12 protein-coding genes and 2 pseudogenes are annotated in these 15,137 nt (G+C 67.0%); 6 read left to right on the plus strand and 8 right to left on the minus strand.

Annotated elements, in window-relative coordinates; translation table 11 throughout:
• Window positions 1-30: 30 nt before the first annotated feature.
• From AB0B96_RS30855 to AB0B96_RS30870, 4 genes and pseudogenes are all read right to left on the minus strand, one after another.
• Entirely contained in the window at window positions 31-1,077 is a 1,047-nt protein-coding gene (locus tag AB0B96_RS30855; RefSeq protein ID WP_362904302.1) for a hypothetical protein, read from the minus strand.
• Between the two features lie 184 nt (window positions 1,078-1,261).
• The gene (locus tag AB0B96_RS30860; RefSeq protein ID WP_362904304.1) at window positions 1,262-1,873 is read right to left on the minus strand and encodes a hypothetical protein; all 612 of its coding nucleotides are present in this window, start codon (window positions 1,871-1,873) and stop codon (window positions 1,262-1,264) included.
• An 88-nt stretch (window positions 1,874-1,961) separates the two neighbouring features.
• Window positions 1,962-4,187: a Tn3 family transposase gene (locus AB0B96_RS30865; RefSeq protein WP_362904306.1), complete on the minus strand. Its 2,226-nt coding sequence runs from the start codon at window positions 4,185-4,187 to the stop codon at window positions 1,962-1,964.
• 299 nt (window positions 4,188-4,486) lie between these two features.
• A pseudogene (locus AB0B96_RS30870) lies at window positions 4,487-4,920 on the minus strand (DUF4158 domain-containing protein); the annotation flags it as partial.
• 740 nt (window positions 4,921-5,660) lie between these two features.
• Between AB0B96_RS30870 and AB0B96_RS30875 the strand changes: the two are divergent.
• A complete protein-coding gene (locus AB0B96_RS30875) occupies window positions 5,661-6,065 on the plus strand; it encodes a hypothetical protein (protein ID WP_362904308.1) in 405 nt (134 codons plus the stop codon).
• 63 nt (window positions 6,066-6,128) lie between these two features.
• On the opposite strand, the gene AB0B96_RS30880 is transcribed toward AB0B96_RS30875, so the two are convergent.
• Window positions 6,129-6,776: a nuclease-related domain-containing protein gene (locus AB0B96_RS30880; protein WP_362904310.1), complete on the minus strand. Its 648-nt coding sequence runs from the start codon at window positions 6,774-6,776 to the stop codon at window positions 6,129-6,131.
• Between the two features lie 140 nt (window positions 6,777-6,916).
• Window positions 6,917-7,207: a hypothetical protein gene (locus AB0B96_RS30885; RefSeq protein ID WP_362904312.1), complete on the minus strand. Its 291-nt coding sequence runs from the start codon at window positions 7,205-7,207 to the stop codon at window positions 6,917-6,919.
• A gap of 385 nt (window positions 7,208-7,592) precedes the next feature.
• On the opposite strand from AB0B96_RS30885, the gene AB0B96_RS30890 reads away from it, so the two are divergent.
• The 3 genes from AB0B96_RS30890 (at window position 7,593) to AB0B96_RS30900 (ending at window position 9,965) form a co-directional block, all read left to right on the plus strand.
• Window positions 7,593-7,784, plus strand: coding sequence for a hypothetical protein (locus tag AB0B96_RS30890; RefSeq protein ID WP_362904314.1), 192 nt, complete (start codon window positions 7,593-7,595; stop codon window positions 7,782-7,784).
• 153 nt (window positions 7,785-7,937) lie between these two features.
• Complete coding sequence (locus tag AB0B96_RS30895) at window positions 7,938-8,591, plus strand: hypothetical protein (protein WP_362904316.1); 654 nt, start codon at window positions 7,938-7,940, stop codon at window positions 8,589-8,591.
• 813 nt (window positions 8,592-9,404) lie between these two features.
• Window positions 9,405-9,965 carry an acyl-homoserine-lactone synthase gene (locus AB0B96_RS30900; protein WP_362904318.1) on the plus strand — a complete coding sequence of 187 codons (561 nt, stop codon included), beginning with the start codon at window positions 9,405-9,407 and terminating at the stop codon, window positions 9,963-9,965.
• 365 nt (window positions 9,966-10,330) lie between these two features.
• Here the strand turns inward: AB0B96_RS30900 and AB0B96_RS30905 are convergent, their stop codons facing one another.
• Window positions 10,331-11,422 (minus strand): serine/threonine protein phosphatase, encoded by a 1,092-nt coding sequence (locus AB0B96_RS30905; protein WP_362904320.1) that lies wholly within the window; start codon window positions 11,420-11,422, stop codon window positions 10,331-10,333.
• Between the two features lie 85 nt (window positions 11,423-11,507).
• On the opposite strand from AB0B96_RS30905, the pseudogene AB0B96_RS30910 reads away from it, so the two are divergent.
• A pseudogene (locus AB0B96_RS30910) lies at window positions 11,508-12,310 on the plus strand (IS5 family transposase).
• A 291-nt stretch (window positions 12,311-12,601) separates the two neighbouring features.
• Window positions 12,602-13,171, plus strand: a complete 570-nt coding sequence (locus AB0B96_RS30915) for a dihydrofolate reductase family protein (RefSeq protein WP_362904322.1) — start codon at window positions 12,602-12,604, stop codon at window positions 13,169-13,171.
• 704 nt (window positions 13,172-13,875) lie between these two features.
• Here AB0B96_RS30915 and AB0B96_RS30920 read toward each other — a convergent pair.
• Complete coding sequence (locus AB0B96_RS30920; protein WP_362904324.1) at window positions 13,876-14,766, minus strand: NAD-dependent epimerase/dehydratase family protein; 891 nt, start codon at window positions 14,764-14,766, stop codon at window positions 13,876-13,878.
• Window positions 14,767-15,137 lie beyond the last annotated feature (371 nt).

Raw genomic sequence — 15,137 nt, forward strand, 5'->3', positions numbered from 1 at the left:
CGGTATTTACTGCGGGAGGTCTCTTGGGTGTCAGTTCAGCAGATGAAGGCGCGCTGCCACGGTTTCCAGGAACCAGGTCGAGTATTCGGCGGTGGGGTCGAGGTCTGCACAGACCGCGACCGACCAGTCGTCGCGCCGCAGGATGGTCAGGTACTGGTCGAGGAGGCGGGCTTGGTGGTCGGGTGGCAGGTTCGGGAGGTCGGGGTCGCCTTTGAGGAGGCGGTCTGCGATGTGGGCGGCGGTGTAGTAGCGGCGCGCGGTCGGTTGCTGGTGGGCCAGGTGGCTGACATGGGCGTCCAGGACTCGGCGGATCGCGTGATAGTAGTTCCAGGTTTGGCCCATGCCGTTGTTGTTCGCCATGAGGCTGAGCAGCCGGCCGGTGTGGTCGATGAGGTCATCGTCCGGGTCGGGTGCGGTGATGGCCTCGTGGACGTCGGCGGCTTTGGCGACGGCGCCGACGTAGTAGCCGTTGAGAACGTCGCCGTTGATGGCTTCGCGCAACAGCCACGGGCGGGCGGCGGCCCCTCCGACCTCGCAGAGGGCCTCAACGATGTAGACCCGGCCCCATCCCGCGGTGCGCTGGGCGAGCCACAGGAGCGCTTGGCCGCCGCCCATCCGCCGTTTCAGCGCGTGCGCAGCAAGGGGGCCGAAGGTCTCCGACAGCAGACCGATGTGCTTGATCAGGTCGATGTCCTGCTCGTCCCAGTCTGACGCGAGCATGGCGAGGCCGATGATGGTCGAGCATTCATCGGTACTGTGGCGGACGAGCCAGCGGCCGGTTTCCTGGACGCGTTCGAGGTCTGCGCGCAGCGCGGCTGCGGTGATGTGCTCGTTGAGGTGGATGGGGACGTCCACGTCGTGGAAGGCCCAGATCAGGTCCTGCGGCGAAGCGTCAGAGCGGTCGAAATAGGTATCCAGGATTACGGCCGCTCCGGCGCCCTGGCGCCGGCGATCGTCGTCTGGCGCACGGGTCCGCCGACGGTGGGCGTCGCTGACCGGGTAGGGCTTGCCGTCGTTGGGGAGGGCGGCTTCGGGACGCAGGCGGTGGAGCTGTAGAGCATGCTCGTACAGGCTCATCTGGTTGTCGAGCGGTCCAGGCCCGGATGCCTCGCTCACCGGCGGGCGGAGGGCTCGATTCTCTTGATCATGATTCCAGCATAGGGCAGCCTGGGTGCCCCGGCGCACGCCTGTCCTCGGCACCGACATTTCACCAGCGGAGTGTCGGCCTCGCGCCAGCGACGGGGCCGAGTCGGTGGAACGCCTACAGATAGTTGCGCCAAAAAGGCACAGCGGCCTGCGGAGTCCAGTCTTCGGGGCGTTCGGGCCGGGGTTCTTCGAACTCCTGGTTGATGTAGTCGAGCAGGTCGGTGCCGTAGTAGATGACGTCTGAGCCCCGCATCGACAAGACCGGGTGCCCGAAGGTGCCATGCCCTTCGGGCAGGAACCTGTGCGCGTAGACGGGAACCATCGTGGGGGCTCCGGACAGTTGTGATCGTGCGTGTTCGATGGCCGCTGCGAGCGAGTCCGGGCGCTCGCCCCAGACGGGCTGCCAATGTCCGCGCTCAACGTCCTCAAGGAGGAACTCCTCCGGCCAGTTCAGCTGCTTTCGGAGTTCGGCAGGATCGCCATCGCGCCAGTCGGGCCAGGGGCGTTCCCAGGCGTAGCTCACTCCGGGCTCGTCGTCCCGTGGTTCGTGGACAGGCAGGCCGGCAGAGAGGAAGGCCCTGTGGTCATCAGCGAACACGAATCCGTACTCGTCCTCGATCCGTGTGAATTCCGCGTCGGTCAGGCCGGGCTCGATCACACAGCAGCTCAGCTGGACCAAGCGCTCCGCTGCTGCCCTTCCGAGCAGGACTCCCTCTGCGCTGATCATGCTTGGACCGTATCGCGAGACCGCCTTTGCTGATGAGCGCGCGGAGTCGTCCAGGCGGTCCTTGCTGAGGAGCTACAGCCAAAGGAATTCAAGGGTTGAGGAGGAAGCTGGTGCCGGCGTCGGTGACGACGGTCGGTCGTAGCGGTCGCCAGCCCTTGATGAGCTTGGCAAGTTCGGCTTCGATGTCGACCGTGATGAACCCGAAGAAGTTGATGTTCTCGCGGTGGCCGAAGGCGATGAATGACAGCAACTCGTCGCGGATCTCGCGGCCCTGGGTGCGTAGCTCGCCGATCGCGACACCGTAGTACTCCGTTGTCCAGGTGATCACGGCGTTGGTGAGCACGGTCAGACACCATGCCTGCTCGGTCTGGTCACTGAAGTGCGGGCGGACGATGGTGCCCTGCTGGGCGTAGTGCAGGTCCCGGCGCAGGGCGTGCAGGCTCTCGCCCTTGTTGAGCTGCCGGGTGATCTTCCGCCGGTACACCGGGTCCGACAGGTAGCGGGCGGCATGCAGGGTCCAGCGCATCCGCCCCCACTCCTTCAGCGCCGCCGCCAGGGTGTTCTGCCGGGACGCCGCCGACCACTTCCCGACGATCAACGAGGCGGTCGCCTCCCCGAACTTCAGCGACCCGCCCATCCGCAGTAGGTCGGGGTAGCACTCAGTGATCAGGTCTTCGTTCCACCGGTCGGCCAGGAGCGGCCCGGCGTGCGGGTAGAGGGCGTTGGTGGAGCCCGGGTTGCCGACGCGCAGCATCGTGATCCGGCCCAGGTCCCGGATCCGCGGGGTGAGGGCCTTGCCGACCAGGTCGAACAGCCCGAAGTTCACCAGGGTGGCGCCGTGGGTGTCGGTGGCGTGCTCGGTGATCAGCAGATCGGTCTGGTTACCCAGGATCTCATCCAGGGTGAGGTGGCCCTCGCGGGTTGTGGGGACGATCTGCTGGGTGCCGTAGGTCGACCACTGGTCGGAGACGTGGGTGTAGGTCGACAGGACTTGGCCGCCGTGGATCGTCATGTTCCGGGCGGTCAGGGACTTCCCGCGGACCGGGAATCGCTGCCCGTCCGAGGACGACATGGTGCCGCCGCCGAACTTCTTGGCCAGCTCCAGCCCGTAGTGGTGGTTGACCAGCACGGTGTTGGCCTCCCGCAGGGTCTCCCCACGCACGTACCACTCCTGCGTCCAGGCGAGGGGGTCGTAGGGGACGCCGCACGCCTCCGACATCCGGGTCAAGCCGAGGTTCGTGGCGCCGGCGATGAAGTTCGTGCGGGCCTCCAGTTCGATCAACAGCGAGGCGATCGGCACGAACGGCAGCATCCCCGACAGCTCGTCGCGCAGCTGGCGCGCCTCGCCCGGGATGTCCTCGGCCGACAGCGGCGGGATGATCAACCGGCCGTTCTCGTCCAGCCTGACCGCGCCGGCATCGTTCGGTGCCGAGTTCGCCAGGGTCTGCTCCAGGTCCTCCATCGCCTGGTGGAACTCCTCCTTCACCTGCGCGATCGCGTCCGCCGCCGCGGCCGGTTTGCGGATCAGCTGGCAGAACTCCGCCCGCCGGGGCTCCCACTGCTCGGGGGTGAACAGGTAGGTGCCGGGGTCAGCGTACCGGCGCGACCCGGGCACGTATACGTCCCCGCTGCGCAGGCCGTCGCGCAGCACCAGCACGGTACACAGCTCCCAGTAGTGCCGGAACGCGGTGTCGTCGCCGTCCCGCTTGGCCTTGGCGAGGTAGTCGGCGTACCGGGCGGGCACGAACGACTTCGGAGCGCCGGCCGGGACCTTCCGGCCGCCGACCCGGTTCAGCTCCTTCAACCTCCCGACCGCGTCCATCAGGTCGGCGGTGCCGGGCCCGCCCTGGAAATCGATCACGTTCAGGACGTGTGGAGTGAACTGCCGCAGGTAGGTGTAGGACGCCTCCAGCGCCGACAGCCGACCGTGGTCGCGCGGCAGTGGCTTCCACGACACCGAGGCGACCTCGCGCAGCTTCTCCAACCCGATCTGAGTCCGCAGCAGCCCGCCGACCTTCTCATCCGGGATGCTCGGATCGTTCAGCACCGGCAGGATCACATCCATCAACAGCTGCCGGGCCTCGCCCTTCTTGGCCCGCTCCGCCAGCGCCGCGTCCGTCTTGGCCTTCGCGCGGGACTCGCGCGCCGACACCGCCTGGTCGAACAGCGCGATCACCTCGTCCAGCTGATCGACCGCCGACTGTGCCACCAACGCCAGCAGGATCGGGAACCGCCGCTCCCCGTGCCGCTCCAGGCCTTGCGCCGAGGAACGGCGGCCCAGCGTCGCCAGGAACCTGCGACGCTCCCGCGACAACGTCGAAACGTCGAGAGGTCCAGCTCGTGGGCGTCCATCCCGCGCAGGAACAGCAGCCGCTCGATCGCCGTCTTCACCGCCGCCGCGGTCGCCTCCACCGCCGGCGTCGTCAACCACGTCGACCGGGTCATCCCGATCTCGGGATCGACCGCCAGCAGACCGTCCAGATCACGGCGCATCCGCCCCGTCAGCATCGGCGCCACCCGCTCGGACGTCAGTGCCGTGGCCCCAGAGCGGGCCGTGCCGACCATCTCCATCAGCGTGACCACGCCCGGCCGCTCCACCTTCGCGCCGATCAGGTACTCCGCCGCCTGGTGGAACAGCAGGCTGGGCGTGTCGTGCTCCATAGCCCGATCCAGCAGGAACTGCTCCAGTTCCTTCAACGACTCCCCGCCGGTCGGCACCGGCTGCCATTCCAGATACTCCCGCACCAGCTTCAGATGATCGCTTCGGGTCTGCGCCCGATGCCCGTACTGGGACAGCACTCCGGGGAACACCGCCAGCTGGTTCGACAACCGCGTCATCGCCGCCTGCGGCACAGACCAGATGTCATCCGGCACGAACCCCAGCCACGGCAACGTGCACACTGGACGGCCAGCCCCATCCTCGCCGCAGGGCCCCGGCCGCCGCTCTTGCCGAGGTTGTCGATGAACCCCAGATCCTTCCGCGTCAGCGTGAAGTACCGGATCAGCTCCTCCCTGCCGATGTCCGGATACGACCGCAGCCGCTCCATCTGCTCATCAGTGAAGAACCGAGTCGCCAACCCACAAACCCCAACGAACGCATCGAAAACGGTACGAACCGTAACGGCAAACGATCACCGTCGTCCCCGAATCCCGGAGGATTCACTGGTCACGGGTGGGTTCGTTGGATTCTCCGCCGTTGCTGTCCGACGGGCCCCGCCGTCGCCGTCGAGGGCCGTTCCGGGGCTTGAGTGCTCAGCCAGAGGCCGATCAGGGGGCCGAGAGCCCTGTTCATCGGGCGACGGCGGGCGGATCAACGAGCTCGAGACCCGGTGTTATCACAGGTCAGTGCCGGTTTCGTTGGATATTCGGCCAAGACTACGGGGACCCCTCCCAAGAAGGACAAGGCCGCCCGACGGCGCCGCCCCGAGCGGCGCGTGGCGTCCTCAGGCAGGCGGGCGCGGATGAGCCTGGAGACGGTCAGCACCGTGATGATGAACGCTTTGCCGGAGGTGTTGCCGCTGCTCGGGCTGGCCGGAGTGTGGCTGTGGAACGTCGCTGAAGACGGCGAAGGCGCCGCCTACTGCGTGGACGGCTGCCTGACGTTGCACCACGCCCTGGCCGAGTACGGCATCGACTCACGGGTGGAGGCGGTGATCCTCGACCTGGAGGGCAACGGCACGCACACCCGGTACGGCGGCGACGGCCCCAACTACAACCCCAACGGCACCTTCAACGGACACGCCGTGCTGATCGTCCCTGCGCGGCCAACCGTCTGCTGGACCCGACCTTGCAGCAGTACCGCGAGGTTCCCGACACCGAGGCGGCCACGCTCCCGCTCGTGCTCAAGCTTGATGGGGCGAGCCTCGGGCCGGGGGCGATTGAGGTGGCTCGCAGCGATCACCGGGTGCGTTATCACCCCGTGCCGGAACACCTGCGCGAGGCTTGGCGCAACGCCAAGATCACCGCGAACGAGGACGTCTATCGATGGGCGGGCGCCAACCTCGCGGCGAACGTGTTCGACATGCTGCGCAGCAAATTCTTCCGCGACGCCACCCTTGCCTCGCCCTATCCCCGCTTGCATCGCCTGGTGCAGGCGCTGGGCGAGGCCGAGACGGTCGCCGACAGGCAGGGGGGCTACCGGTTCCGCCGAGCCGGGGCTGCCGGTGAGGTTCGCCTGGCCGACATCCCCTGACCCGTCGCGGTACACAGCAGATGCAGGTCTCGACAACGAGTCCGACCTACCGGTGTCCGCTCGTCAGCTCTGGTGGTGCCGAATGCTCAGGTGCGCCGCCAGCGCCTCGATGTGGGCGGGGTCGGCGGCCGGCTGCAGCGCGGGGAAGTGCCGATTGAAGTACCCGTCGCTGATCGCCCGCATCGGCAGTACGGGGCCGCCCTTGCCGGGAGTGGAACACAGGGCGTGCTGGATGCTGGGATCCAGCAGCGTGGTGTCGGGGACGATCCATGCCGTGCCGCCCTGGATGCCGCCGGTGAGCCGGTAGATGATGCCACCGCGGGAGTAGGAGCGTCGATCATCAAGCCACCTCTGCGGCACCAGGGTGCCGTCGGGCTTGAGGAGAGCCCCCTTGCCGTCCTGGTCGAGCCCCAGCGTTCCGGCGCCGCATCCCTTGGCGTCGATGACGAGCCAGGTGGCGCCGGTCAGCACGACGTGGTCGATGTTGGCGCTGCCCAGGCTGAGCGGTTTCATCCCCGCGCCGCGCACCTGGTCGAACCTCTCCAGGTCGTGGAAGAGGTGGAAGTGCTCGGGGCGGGTGTTCAGCCATTGCTCCAGGGCCCGGGCCACCTGCCGTTCGTGAAAGGCGCCTCGCCGTGCGTCCGAGCCGTACTTCGCACCGCCGGAATCGCTCAGGCTCCAGCCTGGCGTCCCATGCACGGTCACACTCATCGACACACCCCCATCGGGACCTTCGAGAGTTGGGTGAGTTGGCCCCGACGTTACCGGCCGACACCGGCTTCATGGCGGCCGTTCTCTCACCTTTCGAAGGATCCACTCCCGCCGTGTGGCGGCGTGCCGGATCGGCGCGGTCACTGCAGCGCGACCGGCATGGGTTTGTTGCTCGCCAGCGCCCGCCGTGTGGGCGACGAATCATGCGCCCTCCGCAGCGAGGGCCGGTCTGCTTGCGCGTGGGCCTGGTGTACAGCACGGACCTTGTCAGCCAGGCGCTGGAGCCCGTCGTCATCGAGCATGCCGCCCGCCCAGCCGCCGCCGGTGGGCGTGGAAGCCTCCAAGGCGGCGGCCTTGACCGGCCGCCCCTCCGGGGACATCCGTGCCAGCATCTCCAGGGCCAGGTGGCCGTTGGGCGCCGTGGTGTGCACGATGAAGGTGCCGTCAGGGCGTAGGACGCGCTTCGGGCGGTCAGAGGCCGTACAGATACCGATCCCGTGTTCTCCTGGAGGCTTACGCCCCCCATCTATGTAGAGGAACGCGCGTGCAGAAAATGTCCCCTGCTGCAGAACGGCTTGTCCGGCTCCAGCTGGAGGACGGCCCGGGACCACGGCGCGGCCGAGGCGCCGACCCGGCCGGTCGGCCGACCCAAGGCCGACTCACACAACAAGAAGATCGGGGAAGCTGAAGTACTGCCCGGCCTTCCCCTGCCGGTTTGGCTCGATCGAGGACGCTCGCGTCTTACGCCAGGAGTTCTACGCCTGGTACAACCACGATCACTACCACTCCGGGATCGGCTATCACCTTCCCGCCGACGTGCACTACGGCAAGGCCGGCATGGTCCGCGATCGGCGTGTCCACGTCCTGGCCACCGCCCAGGCCGCCTGTCCCGAGCGATTCGCCTCCGGTGGCACACCCACCCCGCCCGATCTGCCCGGACCGGCATGGATCAACAAACCCAACGACCTGGACCAGAAGGGCGAACAAGAAAAGCTGACACGGAATTAGACCAGTTCAGCTGCCTTGATCAAATTGACAGGTTCCGCGTCGACCTTCTTACTTGCGCGGAGCAGGCTGGCCTGAGCCGGACGCTGACGTGCCTTGACAGCACCCTTCCGGATGAAAGGCTGAGGTTCTTCTTTCTGGTCAAGGAGGACCACGATGACCGCGACGCCCCCCGAAGCTCTCACCTCAGACCCCGCGGCACCGCAGATCGCACAGTCGCTGGCAGAGATCCGCGCCAAGGGCACGGGCCTGTTCTCCCAGGCGCTGGTGATGGCCAACGGAGACCTCTCCTTCGACGAGGCGCACAGCTACAAGACCCCGGTCGCGGGAGCGCGTTCCGGGGGGACGACACGCTACTCCCTGACGGATACCAAAGACGCCAGCCGCAGCTACCAGGGACGCGTCGACAAGGCGCAGGCGCGCATGTCCAAACAGGACAGCGAGGTCGCCGTCCTGCAGGAAGCCTGGGACTGGATCGAGGCGCTTCATTCCTCGTTCCCTCATGACGCCCACATCCGGGTCGTGGTGGTCGGCAACATCGGGCCGTGCACCGGATGCAAGGCCCGCCTGAAGCTGTTCCGGCAGGACCTCATCGGCGTGTTCGGACCCGGGCGGGTGATCGTGGAAAGCGTCTACGACACCAGCCAGATGTTCATCACGAAGAACTACGAAGAGAAGTACGAAGACTACGAGACGGGGGCCACGAGCACGGTCTCGACGACCTACGGATACGAGGGCGCGACGGTGGAGGCCTACCAGCCGCCGGGTGCTCCGCAGAGCGTGTCGTACTGGCTGTACCAGGTGGGGTAGGTGGTCCCGGGGCAGTACGCTGCCGAGCTCGTCGGCATGGTGATCACGCCACCCACGACGCTTGGCCCTTTGAGCTGCAGCGAGGTCTTCCCCAGCGCCCGCGCCACGGAGGGGGCCTGATGGTAGCGGCACAGAAAACAACGGATATGCAGGTCAGCGGCCTCTCTTCCGGGCTGTACTCGAAGACCCTTACAAGGGGTTCCGGTAGTAATGGGCTTTCCCTCGTAACGTAGAGACATCGCCATAAGGGGGAAACGGCGACGACAGCTTGAACCCGAGGAGTGCACCGTCAAGCACTTCCGGGCAGCGTGTGAGCGGATGGGCGTTGCCCAGTCAATGGGCCTGGTCGGCTCCTCCCCCGACGACGACGCCGCCGAATCGCTGTTCTCCAGCCCTGGAAGCGGACACGGTCAGTTACTCCCGGCTAATGCTGGTAGTAGCCACACCACACGGCAGACCACTAAAAAACGGCAGGCAACACCACACAACAGAATCACGGGGTGCTCCTGTCCTGGCGAGGGCATAGAAAGTGCTTGACCCGCCCCGCCCGGGGCGTATGGTCCGATCAGGAACGTTTCTTACCGGTTCGCCGGTGAGGTGGTCACGCTGGGGGTGTAGCCGGACTGCTCGTCAACGAGTGGCGCGACAAGGTGCAGCGCATGCCAAACGCCAGCCGGTGGGTGACGCGGGACCCGATCACTGGAGAGATACGACATCGACGCCGGTAACCATTCATTGACCAGCCCTATGGGGTGCGTACAACGGATTGTCGTCGGCCGCACGGATGATCTCCCGGCGTGGTTACTCACCGGCATGTTCCGCCTCCGCTACGAGGTGTTCTACGAACGCCTCCGCTGGGACGTCGACAGCCTCCACGGAATGGAGCGAGATTCCTACGACGACTGCGATCCGGTCTATGTGATCAGCCATGGGGAGGTCTGCCGGGAGGTCACAGGGTGCTGTCGGCTCCTGCCCACCGACGGTCCTTATATGATCCCCGACGTCTTCTCCGAGACGCTGCGCGGCGCCCCTGCTCCTCGTGATCCGAGCATCTGGGAGCTCAGCCGCCTGGCCACTGGCCGGGCCTGGCCCCGCACTACGGCAGCGGGTTTCGGCACGCTTGCCCTTGCGCTGCTCCGGGACGCGTTTCGCTGGGTTGATCGGTACGGTGACACGGTGGTCGCGGTCTCAGGCGTGGCCCTGGAACGGCGCCTGCATGTCATGGGTGTTCCCACCCGGCGTTTCGGTGACGGCAGGGCGACGCGCCTTGGCCGGCTTCTGTGTTCCGCTTATGCCGTCTCAACCCAGGCCTTCCTTGAGAACGCGCCTGCCGCGCCAACGGCGGCGACGATTCCCTGCCAGGACGAGTCCTAGGTAGTACTTCGTTAGGTTGGTTCGGGTGGGTGGTGTTCTGGCCGTTCTGCGGCGGTTATGTCGCGGTGGCAGCTGGGGCACGTGCCGGTCCATCCCCCGTTCCGATGCATGGCGGCGCAACCCGGCCTGGCTCACACTGGTCGACAAGGCGTACCTGATCGCCGACCACCCCAATTCGAATGAGCCGCAGACCTCAGCGGAGTGATCAGTGCGCGTGACGCTCGCATTAGTGGCCCGTCTTTCTCTTAGAGGTCGTCTCATTTGGCCAGGTTGCTATAACAAATCGCGCAGCGAGTGGTTGGCCCACATTCTTGCCCCGCTCCACTCGGTCACCCTCCGGGGCGCCGCCACGCAGGTGCGGACATTCAGACGGACGGGGAAGTACGGGCACGGTGGATGTCAGCGGCGGGGTAGGTGGCCGTCCTGGTCTCGCCGAGCAGCCTGCCGTAGAAGTCGTTCATGACAGCGGCGACAAGCGCGTGGCGCCTGACGATCGCCGCGACAGGCTCCGGGACGCCCGAGAGAAAGTCGCCTCTTGCGCATCGCCGTACGAGATCGAGGAGCTCCGCCCGCCCGGCCGGGCGGCTCAGGGCGATCAGCAACTGGTTGACCAGCTCCCTGGCCACGTAGGACTCGTCGTGGCCGGCGTTCAGCTGGAGAAAGGCACGCTCGGCGGTCGAAAGCTCGAACCGCGAGGAGGCCGCGAGGCCGAAGTCGGTGAAGTAAATGCGGCGGCCGTCAGTGAGGATGTTGCCGAAATGCGCATCGAAGTGAAGCAGCCCGTTCGCGTTCATGAAGCAGACCCCGGCAACCAGTTCCCCCTCCAGCAGCGAGCACGCCGCTTCGGCAGCGTCCCCGCCACGGGCGGCCTGCGCTTCCAGCCACCGGCTCACGTCCTCCTGGATGTACTCCAGGAACAGCACGACGGCCGCCGACGCACTTGCGAGCGCTTCTAGTCGCGCGCGCACTGCCGGGGACGACTCCCAGTACGCCGCGGCCTCCTCCAACTCCGCCCGCTCTCCGGCCGTCGGCGTCCGGACCGGCTCCGCCAGTACTCGCCAGTGGTGCAGCAGCGGGAAGCCCTCGTAGCGCCCGCCGACCACCCAGCCGGTTGTCATGACATGCGCTGCCAGCTCGCGCCACGCGCCGAAGCCCGACCCGGATCCGAGCCCGTAGTGGCAGAACGCGGGAAGCCTGAATACGTTCGCCGTGGAGCCGGTGTTCTCCGGACATCTCTCCAGGTCAGTGAGGGGAACGCGCTTGACGAAGACCCGCTTGCCTTCGATCTCCAGCAGTGCCGTGGCACCGCCGACGCCGGTGCCACGGTGTGGTGCGGCCTCCACAAGTTCGGCGAGACGCCGGTCGCTGAACAGCGCTAGGGCGGTAGAGACCGAGCCGTGGCGGGCCAGGCGGGCGGCTCGGGACATGTCCGGGCTGTTCGGGGGCGATCCGGTCATGATGTACCTCATTTCATGATCGTCATGGCGAGACTATCGTGTGTCTGCCCGGAAGCGATCGGCCATTTCGGTCGTTGGATCTTCCGTGGATGCGTTCCTTCAGCCGCTGGTGCCGGACGAGTTGTGGGAGCTGTTTCAGCGGGTGGTCCCCCGGCACCCACCTGACCGCAAGGAGGCGGACGGCGGCGGGCCGAAGACCGCCTGATCCTGGCCAGGATCATCTTCGTGGCCATACCGGCTGCACCTGGCGGCAGCTGCCACCGATCTTTGGCGCGTCTTGGCAGACTGCGCATCGCCGCTTCGCCGAGTGGAGTGCCGCACGGGGGTGATCCAAGCTGTATCGGGTCATGCTGGATGAGCTCGGTTCCCGCGGCGAACTGGACTGGTCGCGGTGCGTGATCGACTCGGTCAGCGTTGGGGCGGCCGAAGGGGGGATCTGACAGGCCCGAATCCTGTCGATCGCGGCAAGAAAGGGCCGAAGATCCATCTCATCGCTGAGCGGACCGGATTGCCGCTGTCTGTCGCTATCAGTGCGGCCAATACCCACGACAGCCAGGCCTTGGAGCCGTTGGTGCGCAGCATCCCACCGATCCGCTCGCGCCGCGGACCGCGCCGACGACGGCCTGGCGAACTCCACGGCGACAAGGGCTACGACTACCCACACCTACGGGCTTTCTTACGTGGGCGCGGCATCACCCCTCGCATCGCGCGCCGTGGAATCGAGTCCAGCCAACGACTGGGGCGCCATCGCTGGGTCGTCGAACGAACCGTCTCCTGGCTGGCCGGCTGTCGTCGGCTCCACCGTCGCTATGAGCGGCGAGCCGAGCACTCAGCTCCTTCGTCGCCATCGCCGCTGCTCTCATCTGCTATCGCCGACTCACCAAATGAGACGACGTCTAAGGAGGGGCAGCTCACGGAATTCGGGCCAGAGCCAGGATTCAGACGTCGTTGACAAGGATGTCGTGGAGGGGGCAGGAGGTCTCGCAGGGCGCTTCGAGACCCGTTGCGAACCTGAACGCCCCGAGCGCCCGGATCGGTCGCGCGCTCGGTCTGCGGTCTGGTTCGCATCACGACGGTGTTGAGCAGGTGGGATCGGGCGCCGATGAGAAATGGCGCCGACAGTCGTCTAAGTAGACGTCCGATGAAAACGCGCTGCGCGCATCAAGGGAGAGCAACGAGATGAGACCACTTCGATACTCGATCAACGTCACGCTCGACGGCTGCTGCCATCACGAGGCAGGGCTCCCCCCGAACGAGGAGTCGATGCGTTACTGGACCGCTGAGATGGAGCGAGCCGATGCCCTGCTGTTCGGCCGGGTGACCTACGAGATGATGGAGTCGGCGTGGCGGAAGCCGGCCACGGGCACGTGGCCTGACTGGATGGATGAGTGGCAGATCCCGTTCGCCGAGACCATCGACCGGGCGAAGAAGTACGTCGTGTCGAGCACGCTGAGCGCGGTCGATTGGAATGCCGAGCTGGTGCGAGGCGACTTCGGGCAAGCGGTTCAGCGGCTCAAGCAGGAGTCAGGCGAGGGCCTGTGGGTGGGTGGCGTGACGCTCCCCCAGGCGTTGGCGGATCTGGGACTGATCGACGAGTACGAGTTCCTTGTGCAGCCGGTCCTTGCCGGACACGGGCCGACGTTGCTCGCCGGTCTGCGCGAGCGCATCCAGCTCGAGCCCGTGGACCGCCGCGAGTTCCGGTCGGGGGCGGTCGCCCTGCGATACCGGCCCACGCGAGTCACGGCTTGACGTGATTCATCCGGGCACGTTGGCCGCTCCCTCGCGACGGAACGACGGCCCGGAGTCGCGTTGGCCGCGCTGGCCGTGCCCCCGAACGCGCGGACATATCGACGGGGGACATCGCCCCGAGGTGCCGGTAGCGGACAGGGCAAACGTTGCGAATCGCCGTATAGGGGCATGAGACGCATCCGAACGGAAAGTCATGGTAAGCCGCTCAACTCCGCTCTGCTAGCGGGACTTTTCGTTCCGATGCGCGTCATGCCCCTTGAAATCCCAGAGTTCCCGCGAACCCAAAGGTCGAGTCCAGGCTGTTGGGGTGGTCTGGGAGGTTGCGCACCCTTGGGTTCGCCGGAACCCAAGGCCGTCTACGGTCAGCCGTTCCCGGAGCGGCACCGGGCGGCGCCCCAAGGCCTGGCGACGCGAGACCACGCCGGCCCGGCGAGCAGTCAAGGCGCCTAAGTCGGTGTACGGCGCCAACCCCCGCGTGAGCAGGCATCCTCTGCCAGGGCGGCGCCCAGCAGCGGACCGAGTCATCCCCGACCGGGACCGACACATGACTCCTCGGCTTCACCACCACTACAAAAACCTCAACGAAGAGGAAGAGGTTTCACCGATCCCGAGACCCCTTCAACCGTCAAAGCGACGTGCTCTGCACGAAGAATGCCCAGGTCCTGGAGCTATGGCCACGATGGAGGGCTCAGGGAACTGTGGGGTTATCCCTTAATAAGGCGGAGTTCCGTGTCGATGCCGTGCATGGCAGGGCTCCAGCCGAGTTCCTTGCCCGCGGCGGCGCCGGACAGGCGCTGGGAGTAGGTGAGGGCCTCGGCGAACGGCCCCATGGCGGCCAGGGCGGCCTGGAGGGGGAGGGAGGCAACGGCCCCACCGGCGCCGAGGGCATGGCTCGCCCGCACGGCGAAGTCGCGGTAGGACAGGGACTCCCCGTTCGTCGCGAGGTACAGTGCGCCGGCCGGTGCCGTCCGCACCGCCCGGACGCACAGCTCCGCCAGGTCGTCGACGTGGACGAAGGCCAGCAGGTTGTCGCCGTCACCGACGTGGTGCACCTGTCCGGAGGTGCTGACGTCGGCGAGAAGCGATTCCGCGATGAAACCGCTGGCGCGTCCGTACACCATGGGGGCGCGCACGACCACCGACCGGACACCTGCTTGGGAGGAGCGGCGGATCTCGGCTTCGAGGGCGGAGCGCCAAGCGAGGAAGACCGGCGGGTCATCAGGCGTGTCGACGTCGACCTCGGTAGCCGAGCCGGTGTCACCGGTGCCCAGCGACCCCGTCACGTAGAGGAACGCCTTCTCACTGCCAGCCAGACGGGCGAGCACCGCCCGGACGGCGGCGGTGTCCGTTTCGCGGAACGTGTCAAGGTCGAACGCCCGCCAGGCGAAGATCACCGCGTCGGCTTCCACGGCCCGATCGATCCACCGCTCGATGTCCCCGACCTCACCCAGATAAGCCCGCACGCCCTTCCTGCCTAGGGCCTCCGTCGCCTTGGCCGACCTGGCGAGTCCGACGACCTCGTGACCCTGCCCGACGAGCCTGTCGGCGATCGCGCCACCGATGTATCCGCTGGCGCCGACGATGAAGACTTTCACCCGAATCCCTTACCTCAGAGGAGACCATACGAGCGGCGGGCCTCGCTCCTCGCGGAGCGGCCGTCTCCGCGACCTGGCCCCGTCCGGAACAGACCGGCCCACCTCCCGTGAGGTTAGAACCTTGACGCCGGTGTCAAAGCAAATCGGGCGATGGAGCGTGGCGGCGCGGCAGCGGCGAGAAGGTCGCCCGGTGGCGACCGGACCCGAATCGGCATGCCACCTCCCGTGGGGCTCACACAGCCGATAATCCCGATACCGGGCGGATGTGCGCCCGATCCGGCTGTGTCAAACAGCTGGAGCCCACCGGCCGGCGCAGCGGCCGCCCGGCCTGTACCTCGCCACGCTGGGCGCCCCGATGCCACCGCTGGAGG

Origin of the sequence: Streptosporangium sp. NPDC049046, from assembly GCF_040649155.1 — a bacterium.
Classification (GTDB): Bacteria; Actinomycetota; Actinomycetes; order Streptosporangiales; family Streptosporangiaceae; genus Streptosporangium.

Coding starts and splice junctions, on each gene's coding strand:
- AB0B96_RS30855 (WP_362904302.1), bottom strand. CDS start 1,077: ATGAGCCTGTACGAGCATGCTCTACAGCTCCACCGCCTGCGTCCCGAA.
- AB0B96_RS30860 (WP_362904304.1), bottom strand. CDS start 1,873: ATGATCAGCGCAGAGGGAGTCCTGCTCGGAAGGGCAGCAGCGGAGCGC.
- AB0B96_RS30880 (WP_362904310.1), bottom strand. CDS start 6,776: ATGAGTGTGACCGTGCATGGGACGCCAGGCTGGAGCCTGAGCGATTCC.
- AB0B96_RS30895 (WP_362904316.1), top strand. CDS start 7,938: ATGACCGCGACGCCCCCCGAAGCTCTCACCTCAGACCCCGCGGCACCG.
- AB0B96_RS30900 (WP_362904318.1), top strand. CDS start 9,405: ATGTTCCGCCTCCGCTACGAGGTGTTCTACGAACGCCTCCGCTGGGAC.
- AB0B96_RS30905 (WP_362904320.1), bottom strand. CDS start 11,422: ATGACCGGATCGCCCCCGAACAGCCCGGACATGTCCCGAGCCGCCCGC.
- AB0B96_RS30915 (WP_362904322.1), top strand. CDS start 12,602: ATGAGACCACTTCGATACTCGATCAACGTCACGCTCGACGGCTGCTGC.